At 45.5% G+C, this 12,631-nt stretch carries 5 protein-coding genes; 2 read left to right on the forward strand and 3 right to left on the reverse strand.

Going from position 1 to position 12,631, the window contains the following annotated elements; translation table 11 throughout:
• Nucleotide 1: 1 nt before the first annotated feature.
• From JO154_RS25450 to JO154_RS25460, 3 genes are read right to left on the reverse strand one after another with little or no spacing between them, the layout of a single operon-like run.
• Entirely contained in the window at nt 2-7,786 is a 7,785-nt protein-coding gene (locus tag JO154_RS25450) for an Ig-like domain-containing protein (protein ID WP_291951716.1), read from the reverse strand.
• A gap of 9 nt (nt 7,787-7,795) precedes the next feature.
• Nucleotides 7,796-8,965 (reverse strand): ABC transporter substrate-binding protein, encoded by a 1,170-nt coding sequence (locus tag JO154_RS25455; RefSeq protein WP_291951719.1) that lies wholly within the window; start codon nt 8,963-8,965, stop codon nt 7,796-7,798.
• Between the two features lie 12 nt (nt 8,966-8,977).
• Nucleotides 8,978-9,568 carry a tail fiber protein gene (locus JO154_RS25460; RefSeq protein ID WP_291951722.1) on the reverse strand — a complete coding sequence of 197 codons (591 nt, stop codon included), beginning with the start codon at nt 9,566-9,568 and terminating at the stop codon, nt 8,978-8,980.
• A 418-nt stretch (nt 9,569-9,986) separates the two neighbouring features.
• On the opposite strand from JO154_RS25460, the gene JO154_RS25465 reads away from it, so the two are divergent.
• Together JO154_RS25465 and JO154_RS25470 are read left to right on the forward strand one after the other, a co-directional pair.
• Nucleotides 9,987-10,550 carry a hypothetical protein gene (locus tag JO154_RS25465; RefSeq protein ID WP_291951725.1) on the forward strand — a complete coding sequence of 188 codons (564 nt, stop codon included), beginning with the start codon at nt 9,987-9,989 and terminating at the stop codon, nt 10,548-10,550.
• A 63-nt stretch (nt 10,551-10,613) separates the two neighbouring features.
• Nucleotides 10,614-12,542, forward strand: coding sequence for a gamma-glutamyltransferase (locus JO154_RS25470; RefSeq protein WP_291951728.1), 1,929 nt, complete (start codon nt 10,614-10,616; stop codon nt 12,540-12,542).
• Nucleotides 12,543-12,631: the final 89 nt, after the last annotated feature.

Raw genomic sequence — 12,631 nt, forward strand, 5'->3', positions numbered from 1 at the left:
ATCATCGCTGTTCTCTAACTATTGTGATAAATCCTTTTGCAGTCTTCGCCCCGCCGTCGATGGTGAGGATGTAATAGTAAGTACCTTCAGACAGTGCGTGACCGTTGAGTGTAGCATCCCATTCGTTATTGTAGTTTCTGCGTTGGTATACCAGTCGGCCAGAGCGATCAAAGATTTTCACTTCGTTGTTGGTATACAGATCAATGTTCTTGATAACCCATTTATCGTTGATACCATCGCCGTTTGGCGTGAGCAGGTTGGTAGCATCCACTTTGAAATCGTTGTTGGCCGTAACAGCGTAGGTACCGCTATTCGTACATCCGGTAACGTTAGATACTGTTACTTTATAAGTAGCATCTGCTTTTACGCGAGCTACGAGGATATTGGATTGTTGGCCACTAACGATACCATCTACAGGATCCCAACTGAACAGATCGCCACCGGTAGCAGTCAGGTGAATGATATCACCTTTAGACACTGGATTTGATTTATCAGCCGTGATATTAACCACTGGCATAGCATTCACGCGGAGGTGGAATGTACGTTTGAAGGTATCTACCCCATTGTTGGCTGTACCGCCGTTATCTTGGATGGTAACGGTGATGTTGGCATCGCCGGAAGTCAGCGTGGATTTGAATTTATAGGTAACTACACCTGCCTGGCTAACATTCAGTTGGTCGAAGATAGCCGCATCAGCAGCGAGGCGCAGGGTGTAAGTTTGATCTGTTTCCACCGCTGAGAGGCCCGTCAATTGGATGCTATGTGTATTGTAATCAGCGCAGATAGTCTGGTCTGCAATTGGGTCCATGGTTGGTGCTTTGTTCACGAACAGCGGGCCTACATGGATATTTACTACAATTGGTGCAGTCGTATTTACCCCATCGCTCACCGTAATAGTGATGCTGGTATTGGAATTCGCCAGTAGCTTCAGTGCTGGGATATTCTTCACCGTTACATTGCCGTTAGCATCCAGGGCGAAGGCGCCATTGGAAGCATCTGCCACAATGGTCCAGTTTTGAATAGTTCCCAGGGCATCGGTAGCGGTTAGTTTACCTACCAGTGCGCCGAGCGGAACATCGCCGGAAACATCCATGGTTGGGATGGTGACAACAGGCGGTGTAGCATCATATACAAAGCTGAAGGTATTAGAGGCCGTATTGCTGTTGTTACCGATGTTCATTACTGCGTTTGCAGGCAGTGATACGGATACCTGGCCGTCTGCCGCAGGCGTAATAACAAATGTATAAGTGATATTGTCTGTTGTAGCGAGACTGCCAACACTGCCGTTGGTTACGGTAAAGTTAGCAGCGGTCAGGCCGGTTACCGCTTCACTGAATACAGCAGTAACATTTACTGGCGTGTTTACGCGGGCGGTATTGCCACTCAATGTAACGCTTGGGTGAGCAGTGTTTACGCGCACCTGTGTGGTACTTGGTACACCAGCGAGGCTCAGTACTGCGTTGTTACTGAAATCGTCTGCGATGGTGCCACCATTCAAGTTGAGAGCAGTAGACAGGTCTATTCCATCCATATCCATATCGCCAGCTTGTACAGCATAGCTGAAGGTCAGGGTGTTGGTACCAGATCCGCTCACATAAGAGGCGCTTACAGTTTTGGTACCGATGGTCAGCGGCAGCACTGGGCTACCGGTAACGGTTACTGGTTTACTGAATACCACATTAAAGGTCAGTGTCTGGGAGGCGTTGTAGTAGCCGTTTGCTGGTACCGTTACTGAATTAATAACAGGAGCAGTGCCGTCATAAGCTGTAGTCAGTACGTTGGAGGCAGTATTGCCAATATTAGCGATATTCTTTACAATTCCTGCTGGCAATTGCACCGTTACATTACCAGTAGCCATTGGCGTTACCAGGGCTGTATAGGTATTGTTAGCGCCAGCTTGCAGGTTGCTAGGTGTAGCGTTAGTTACCGCGAAACTGCTGGTTGTCAGACCAGTCACCGCTTCGTTGAAGGCCACTGTAATGGTAAACGGCTGGTTAGTTTTAGCAGGGCCAGTAATAGTAGCTGAAGGAACGGTCGTATATACGAGCACGTTATTCGTAGCTGGAATGTTATTCAGTGTGAGATCTGCGTCTACACCAAATCCATCCTTCATGGTAGCTCCATTCAGTTGGATCATACTGCCCAGTTGAATACCGCTAAGTGCCTGGTCTCCCGTCACTACCATATATTGGAAGATGACATTATTTCCAGCAGTTTTTAAATAAGTAGCATTTACTGTTTTTGTACCGATGATTACTTGCAGGGATGGCGTACCGTTGGTGGTATTTACAATAACTGGTTTCTGGTACGTCACCATGAAGCCCATAGGTTGTCCGGTGGTATAGAACCCGTTACCTGGTACATTTGTCTGTTGAACAACAGGGATTGCGGAATAACGCACCTGAGCAGATCCCGCCTGGTTACCATTGAGGCCGAGTGATTGTACTGCATTGGCTGCAATAGCAACGGTCATTAGGCCTTCCGTGGTAGGGGTCATCGTAGCCGTGTAAGTGATATTGTCTGTTGTCTGCACATTGCTAACAGTAGCCATACCACCAGTATTGATGGTAGCCGCAGTAAATCCGGTTACTTTTTCTGAGAAAGTAAAGGAAGTCGTGAACGGACCGGTTACCAGCGCTGGCGCTGTAATGGTCACTGTTGGATTAGCGGTGCTGACAAATACATTAGCCGTACTAGCCACATTATGGAGTGTCAGGTTAGCAGGGTTTCCTGCGATATCGTTTATGGAACCGCCAGTTATGGACAGGCCGTTGATACTGATACCATGAAGGTCCTGATCACCATTTACCACTTGATAGCTGAAGGTGATATTATTATTACTTGAATGACTTACAAATAAATGGCGAGTAACACCACCGATAGTAATATCCAGTATAGGACTACCGACAAAGCTGATGTCTTCCGAGAAGTTCACTGTAAAATTCAGTGTTTTGTTGGTGGTACTGTTGTAGTATCCATCTGCTGGAACATCTACTGAAGTGACCACAGGAATGGTGCCATCTACTTTTACGCCGTTATTTGCTGGAATCGGAGGGAGATTGAGGTCTGCATTCCGGGTACTGAGACCGATGATACTACCACCATTCAGGTTAATAGCAGTGCCCATAGCAATATTATTGCGCTCCAGGTCGCCGTTGGCTACCGTGTAAGCAAAGTTCAATTGACGACCCACCATACCCTGGTATTGTGCTTTAACAGTGCCAGAGCTGAGGATGATATCCAGTGTAGGCGTACCTGTTACAGTAACCAGTTTATCATAAGTTACAGAGAAGTTGAGCACCGCTCCTAATTTATAGTAATTAAGTGCTGGCAAGGTTACTCCAGTAACCACAGGTGGCATTTTATCGTAATAAACCGTCAGCGGAGCAGAGGCTGTATTGCCATAACCGCCAGTGTTCTGGGCTGCATTGGCAGGAACGGTCAATGTAGCATTACCTTCATTCTGCGGTGAAACTGTGCAGGTATAGGTAATGTTATCGCTCGTTTGCAGATTGGATACAGTGGCGTTGGTTGCGGTAATCGCGGCCGCTGTCAAGCCAGTAACTGGTTCACTAAACGTAATCGTTAAGGTGAAGTTGCCATATACAGTTGGAGCGGCAGTAGAAAGGGTGCAGGTTGGAATATTGGTATTCACCATTACGCCAGTTGTATTAGGCGCCGTGAATGTCAGCACTGCATTGTTGGTGGCTACATCCTGGATAGTACCTCCATTCAGTGAAATTACACCAGTTGAAATACCATCTGCATCATTATCTCCTGTTTGAATATTATAGGTGAATGTCAATGCGGAAGTACCGGATCCAGCAGTATAGCTCGCTTTGCGAACAGTTGTGCCGATGGTAACATCCAGTGTAGGCGTACCAGTTACCGTAACCGGTTCTGAGAAATTCACCGTATAAGTCAGTACTTTATTGGTAGTTGTGTTATAGTAGCCATTTGCAGGAGCAACTACAGTGGACACCGTAGGCGGAACACCATCTACTTTCACCCCATTATTTGGTGCTACAGCAGGGAGATTGAGGACCGCATTCTGTGTATTGGCGCCGATGATGGTAGCACCATTGAGATGAATGGCGGCACCTATACCTATATTATTAGGTGCTAGGTCACCGTTGGCTACTGTATAAGTGAAACTCAACGTATTGCCGGAAATACTCTGATACTGGGCAGACACGGTTCCTGAGCTCAGCACTACATCTAGTGTAGGCGTTCCTGTTACTACGATAGGTTTATCATATTTAACAGAGAAGTTAAGCACATCCCCTAATTTATAGTATTTAGGTGTTGGCAGGGTCAGTGCAGTAACCGCAGGAGGTGTTTTATCGTAATAAAGCGTCAGGGTATTAGAGGCGGTGTTATTGTAACTACCTGTATTCTGGGCAGCACCAGCGGGAACGTTTAAGGTGACGTTACCATCATTTTGTGGTGAAACCGTGCAAGTATAGGTAATGTTATCGGTCGTTTGCAGGTTAGAGACAGTTGCGTTTGTTGCTGTAATGCTAGCTGCAGTCAATCCGGTAACGGCTTCACTGAAGGTGATGGTTGCAGTGAAATCACCATACACGGTAGTGCCAGGGGCAGTGATAATGCAGGTTGGCGTATTGGTATTCACAAAAACTCCGCTTGTGTTTGGAGCAGTGAATGAACGCATAGCAGTATTAGTAACTGCATCCTGGAGGGTACCGCCATTCAGGGTAATGGTGCTGGCAGTGGCAATACCACTGGCGTCATTATCCCCTGGTTGAACAGTATAGTTAAAGGTAAGTGTATTGGTACCTGAACCGGAGACATAGGTAGCGTTCTTACTAGCCGAACCAATGACGAATCCGATGAAAGGTGTTCCTGTTACAATGACATTTTTATTGTAGGTCACTGTGAATGTCAACTGATTTCTAGTGGTAGCATTATAGGTACCATTTGCTGGACCAGTTACCGTGGTGATAACCGGCACAACACCGTCTACTTTCACACCATTGTTAGCAGGGACTGCAGAGAGCGTGAGGCCTGCGTTCTGAGTGTTGGTACCGATGATAGTACCTCCATTCAGGTTGATAGTAGGTCCTACGCCTATATTATTAGGCTCCAGGTCGCCGTTGGCCACCACATAAGCGAAGTTCAGCGTATTGCCCGACATGCTTTGATACTGTGCAGACACGGTACCTGAGCTCAGCACTACATCTAGTGTAGGCGTTCCTGTTACTGCGATAGGTTTATCGTAAGTAACAGAGAAGTTAAGTACATCGCCTAATTTATAGGTGCCCGCTGCAGGTGGCGTCAGTCCTGTAACCGCAGGCGGGGTTTTATCATAATAGGTGATTACAACACCGGAAGAAAGGTTGTAATAACTTCCCGTATTTTGCACCTTATTAGCGAGAATAACCATTGGTACGTTACCATCTGCTTGCGGTGTTACCGTACAGGTATAAGTAACGTTATCAATCTTCTGTAAGTTGGATACAGTTCCGTTTCCTACCTGGATGGCGGCCGTAGACATCCCGGTTACTATTTCGCTGAATGTAATTGTTAATGTATACGGACCATAAACTGGATTAGGAGCAGATATAGTGCAGGTTGGTATTTTGGTATTCACAAAAACGCCTGGTGTAACAGGAGGCGTAAATGTAAGTACTGCATTATTACCTGCCATGTCCATGATAAAACCTCCATTCAGGGTAATAGCACCTGCTGTGGTAATACCGCTGGCGTCATTATCTCCGGAAACAACATTGTAGACAAATGTAAGCGTATTGGTACCGCCGCCAGTGGTATAAGTAGCCGTTTTATTAACACCACCTATTACAATTCCAATACTTGGTATTCCACCGGCAACAACCACATTGACATTTTCACTAAATGTTACTTTGTAAATGATTGTTTTCCTGGTGGTTGAATTATAGGTGGTATTTGGTGGCGGTGTTACCGTAGCCACTGTTGGTGGAGTAAGATCAACGACCCAGGTATAGGTTTTAGTAGTTTCAACGTTTCCTGCCTGGTCTACAGAGTAGTAAGAAATGGTATGGCTACTCTCAGATAAACCTGAGAGGGTGAATGGGTTACTTGGAATCACCGCATTAGCTCCTCCATCCAAACTGTAAAAAGTAGATCCAGGTTTATTTGCTTGCAAGTTAAATGTTGCACTAGTGCTATTTGTATAGGATGGTGGATTGGAAATCAGCGAGGTGACTGGCGCCACTCTGTCCAGCGTGATCTGCTGGGATTTTATAATGTAGTTACCAGCAGCATCTTTAAATCGAACATAGAGTGTTTTCAATCCATCCGGATTAGGCACTGTGAAAGTGCCAGTGGTGGCTGCAGTAATATCTGGTAAGAAGGTAGTGCCATCTGTAGAATAAGCCATCAGCACTGCATCATCTAGCGTCATACTGAGGTTTAGTACTGGATTGTTAGTAAATCCTGCACCACCGTTAATTAAAAAGCTCGCAGCAGGAGGTGTTTTATCGATGGTAAAAGGAGTATTCGCATTTTTAGGAGCGCCTACAAAACTCCTGGATATGTTCCCAACGTCTAACAGTTTCAGGTCAATAGTACCATTGCCGGTACCGGTATTGACAGTTACCATGATTGTTCGTGCGTCCGTCTGCGTTACACTGGCAATAGCAGCACCGGTGATACTTCCAGTAGTATAAACGCCGAAATCGCTTGCACTTGCCCCTGATACATCCTGGTCAACTACTACCTTAAACGTTACAGTACCAGCATTGGTTGGCTGGGAGTTATTTACACCTGTGACGGTGGCGTTAGTTGGTCCCAGGTAACTCACAATTCTTCCTACAGCGGCACCATTGGAAGGATCAACATAGCCATAATCAGCAGCATATATTGAATTACCTGCCAGTCCTACCACGCCCATCGGAAAAAAACCTAACATGCCTGTGAGGGGACTAAATACCTCTATGCCACTAGCACCAGCGGATACAGGCGTAGTGTATTTTACAATATGAGAAGTGTTGGGGGCAAGCCCTTCTGTAGACAGCAGATTGTTATTTGGATCAAGTGCGAGGTTAACGAAGCCGCGATTTTGTGCAATCACTGTAACACTACCAATACTGCCATCCATATAAGGAGGAGCTATTTTGACTAATTTATCATCATTATCCAGATAACCTGTCACATAAAAAGTATTCGTGATATCGATCACCAATCCAGAAGGTGCGTAGGATGATCCTACAGGAGGGAATTTGAGCACATTACCAGTATATATATACTGTGGGGCATTAGCGTACCCAGGGTACCTTGCAATAACCATCTTGCCACCTATAGCATCAGCTTGTACAGCATAGAGGTTGTTAAATTGGTCAAGCGCCAGCGCACTATAATAATTCCCACTTATCGTAGGTCCATTGATGTAGCTACCGCCTCCAGCGGGTACCAGGTGTCTGATTTCATACCCAACGGCAGCATTGGCATTGATGAAAAATATATCCCCTGTACTGGCTACTTGAATACTACCGGGCAGAATATTGACATCAGATACCAGGCCAGTAGCAAGTACTACTTTGGCCGCAGGATTTGCCAAGGGAAACTTCACGAGATCAAAGGTACTCGCGTCATGCGCGAGTATCGTATAAAGGAAACCCGCATTATCTGCAGCTACAGCAGTATTAAAGTCTCCCTTTGCAGGAGAGGCGACATTTCCCTTAGTAATGTTTGTTGTTCTAAACTGTGCTGATACGTACAGGAAACTGCATAGCATTCCCAGTACCAGCAGCAGTCGTTTGCAGCTTCTGGAGTAAAATTGTTTCATTGGCAATGTTTAGATACAGAGAAATGGATTTTGCCATCCGGAGACAGATTGCTCATGGATCTCCTGGAATTCTTTGGCATCATACCGGAGTCCTTTCCCCTGGTCGACAATTATTTTTCGTATATGCTTATTCGTGATTGATATTTTAATGATATTGGAGTCTGGCAATGCAAAACCTGATTGGGGATAATAATTTTTGTCGCCGCGTGGTCCTCTTACCACTTCTGATTGGAGCAGTTGGCGGACAGCCTGGAAATCTTTTTTCACTGCATATGGCAGGAGTTCTTTCCAGATAAGTCCAGCTTCATATCCCATGAGGGCGAAGATATTAGCAGGTTGCTTGGCGTAGTGTTCAAATGCTTTCACAAAAGCCAGGTTCTCTTTTCGTTCATCTTCTCTCATCCAGGATCTGGCGGTATAAAAGTTAACATCTCCCTCTTTGATATCTTCCAGCATATCATCGTATGCCATTGCCTCATGGAGGATTAATGGCACTTTATTAAGTAGTCCGGAGTTCATCCATTTTTGAAGGAAATTAATTCCGAGATTACCGCAGAAGATAGCATGTACATAGGCTGGATGCTCTTTCTCCCATTTTTGGAAGTATTCATCTAGCTCTAGTTTCATTGGCTGCCCTTGATCAAAAGGAATTACATTAATGCCTGGTTGGGCGCCGCCAGCATCTTTTACCCCCTGCACAAATGCAGGTGATAAGTGATACCCTGCTTCATAGAGAGGACTAATGATTTCCCCACCTTCACCAAATCGCTGCATGGCCCATTGGCCCAATGCATATTGTGATTGCCACAATTGGTTGGAAGCGTAATAGACATTTGGACTGAGATAAGGGAAATGCGGGATATACTCTCCCATATCAAAGAAAAATCCCGTTCCTTTTTCTTTTTCCAGCATGGGGATGATATCTGTGACGGATTTATATCCTATCAGTCCAGACACCACATCTACCCTATTGAAGTATATGAGTTTACGGGCAGCATCCGTAGTGGTGGCAGCTCCGCCCTGATAAGTAAATTCAGGTACAAACTGCACCGTTTTCTGATTTACAGGGTCCAGTCCCATACCTAATAGCCATCCTGTCATCAGGTGGGGTCCAAAGTAGGGATAGACACTAGAATAAGGTGTCAGAAATCCAATCGTGAGCGGAGCGCCGAAAAACATCTAGGGAAAAAATTAGTTTCTAGTTGGGAAGATTCCGAACAGGCAAATTTGATAATTCATCCCCAGGTAAGGGTTACGAATCGGAAATGATTGATTATTACCTGTTACCGCTGCTGTAATAGTGCCTGAAACAGCCGAAGGAGCCAGCGTGGTAGTGCCATCTGGAACACCATAGCCATTTATATTCACTGCTGCCGGCCCTCCTCCTAATTTGGGAAGCATTGCTGGAACTACTGTATTAGAAGGAATGTAAGTAGTAGCCAGTTGAGCGGTGGCGCCAGGCGTTACCTTCATAGTACTAGCATCAATAGTGTGGGTATGAGTAGGCAAATTGTTGATAGTAAGTGTACAGTTTTCAGCACCACTTAATTGTCCGAGTACAATGTTTGATAATCCTGGACCTTGACTAGTACCAATAGGCATACGACCTCTAAGATCCGGCAGCCCGAATGTGTTTGTTCCATTTCCTCCGTAGGTATTTCCTAGGATGGCAAATAATGCCGTGTTTTGTTGAATGCTCATGAGTTGGCCGAAGCACAATGCAAAGTTCCTGATAGCGAAATCGCCTGCGAATAGGAGGAGCGCACCGATGTAATAATCCATAAGTAATTGAGATTTTTGAATTTACAATAGGTATAGTGAACGAATTTTTGGATTGATGCTTCTTATCGGGAATGAGGCCGCCCCAATATAGCTTTCCCAGGACATGTTACTATCGTGCAGTCGTAGAGGAGTCTTATAGTGGGGTTTCTCAAACGTATATGGTATAGCGTCCAACCGGCCGAACACCGATCGATTGCGTAAAGGTAAAATATATTTTTTTAGAAAACCAAGAGTCACTACCTACTAAATGCGTTTAGCTCCCTGTATAAACTACGTATATCCGCCACAGTGAAATTATCCAGCGGAAAAAAAATTTTCTACTTTTTTCATTTACGGGCCATCCCTTCAAACCGATGAATATCGTTTACATTTGCATACTAGAAAAACTGATATATAGCAAACGCAGATATATAACAACATGCCTGGGGCTATAGATACCAACCACATTCTCTTCCATGAACTGAAGCATCATCATGCCGCAGTTCAGTTCTTCCTCTCCCATCCTCCGGATGGTCGGGAACAGCAACTACATGCTATTCGTACATTTGGTGGTTCTCAGTTTGACCTGTATTACGGAAGCTTATCTGTTCCAGCCATAAAAGCAGAGACGCTTCATCAATTACAGGAATTGAAAGTGGATAACAAAGCGGCTTATCATACCTGGATACAAGCCCATCATGGCCACCGGACGATTCAATTATCTGATGGTTCCAATTGGACCTTGCGCTATATCGATCATTTATCTTTTATCCATCTGCATCCATCTAGGTATAGTCCGCATACCATTCGCATAAAGGCCAATGCTATGAAAAGCATTGTCTGTTACCTGCTCTGGCATCCCGATCATAAAGGCCAATTAGACATACCCACATTGAACCATATACGGTTGCACGACCTGCATCTCTCCCCTATTGCTAATAATGGCAATACGGAAGAATTACAAAAGGTATTGCAGTTGTTGGGGAATGATTTCGGGAGATGACATTTGCCCGGACCTGCTTTTTTTCTTACCTTGATTGGTGCTTGTTCACCAGATCATTACGTTATGAAGCGAATCTTAACTCTTGCGCTATCGCTGGCTACCACAGTAGGTATACAGGCTCAGCAAACTCAAAAGCCACCACTGCATGGCAAAAACTGGATGGCAGTTACCGGAAAGCCGCTAGCAGCAACTGCTGGGGCCATGATTTTCCAGAAAAATGGTAACGCCGTTGACGCTGCATGTGCTATGCTAGCCGCCACTTGTACCATGTGGGATGTACTCAGTTGGGGAGGTGAAACCCAGGCACTCATCTACAATCCCAAAACTGGGAAAGTGATTGCCATCAACGCCTTGGGTGTAGCTCCCACCGGCGCCACTCCTGCATTCTATAAGGGTAAAGGATATGATTTTCCACCCGAATATGGGCCACTGGCAGCGGTCACTCCTGGCACCTTCGGGGGACTATGCTATATGCTGGCTAACTACGGTACTATGAGTCTGAAAGAAGTGTTGGCGCCAGCCATGGAAATGGCCGCTGGCTACCCTATAGAGGCACAGACAGCCAACTCCATCGAACGCGGTAAAAAATACATTGTACAATGGCCTTACAGTAAAGCGGTATTCCTCACGCATCCAGGTGCAGCAAGAGAAGCACCAGAGGCAGGAGAAATATTTGTCCAGAAAGACCTGCTCAATACTTTACAGAAAGCAGTAGCAGCAGAACAAGAAGCGCTGAAGAATCATAAGAGTCGCAAAGAGGCCATCATGGCGGCGTACGACAGGTTCTACAAAGGAGACATCGCCAAGGAGTTTGTACGTGGCTGCCAGGAACAAGGTGGATTGATCACCATGGAAGATCTGGCAAAATGGAAGCCTATTGAAGAGGAACCACTACATGTCAATTATAAAGGCATAGAAGTCTATAAACTCCAGGAATGGACACAAGGCCCTATGCTATTACAAAGTCTGAATATACTGGAGAATTTCGATCTCAAATCCATGGGGTATAATTCCACACAGTATATCCATACCTTGTATCAAACCATGAACCTCACATTTGCTGATCGTGATTTTTATTATGGCGATCCTGCCTTCAATCGTAACTCCGCTATCAAAGGGTTATTGAGCAAAGAATATGCAAAGGCCAGGGCCAAAGAGATCAATCCATCGCAGAATGATGCCAATGCTGGTCCTGGAGATCCTTATCCATACATGGGTAAAACCAATCCTTACCTGCATTTCCTAAAAGAACGCACCGCCCTGATGGACACCACCAGTGGCCGTAAACCGGGAGGCTTTGTACCTAAACATGATGCGGCATTCCTGCAACAAACGGATGTACAATCTATGTATGCAGCCAATGACGTAGACAGCGCTTATATGGATCGATTATGGCGAGGTACCACCAGTGTAGAAGCTGCGGATAAAGACGGATGGGTAGTGAGTATCACTCCTAGTGGAGGGTGGCTACCCGCTTGTATTGCTGGCAAGACCGGCATTGGGATGAGTCAGCGTGCACAAAGTTTTGTATTGGATTCTGCATTGGATCCGTTCAACGTTATTGCTCCTGGGAAACGGCCTCGAGTGACCCTCACTCCTTCCCTCGCATTAAAAGAAGGGAAGCCATATCTCTGCTTTGGTGTACAAGGTGGCGATACGCAGGATCAGAATTTGTTGCAGTTTTTCTTGAACATGGTGGAATTTGGCATGACAGTACAACAAGCCACAGAAGCCGCCAACATCAATACCAATCAGTTGTGGCTGTCGTTAGGAGGTAGCACTATAAAAGACCGTCAACCAAGGCCGGGTAGTATATTACTGCATAATAATACCCCTGAAAAAACCAGGCAGGAATTGCAGAAAATGGGATATCATCTCAGTTTCGGGGATCGAACTAGTGGCCCTATCAATGCCATTTTCCTAGATAGGAAACATGGTACCATATGGGGAGGCAGTAGTAATCATGGTGAAGATTACGGCATTGGATGGTAAGATAATTCACGCGAAGAAGGCTATATCAAAAAATGGAAGTGACTGACGTCACTTCCATTTTTTATTTTTTCGTCGTCCCTGCCCGACGG

It is taken from the genome of Chitinophaga sp., from assembly GCF_019236475.1.
GTDB lineage: Bacteria > Bacteroidota > Bacteroidia > Chitinophagales > Chitinophagaceae > Chitinophaga.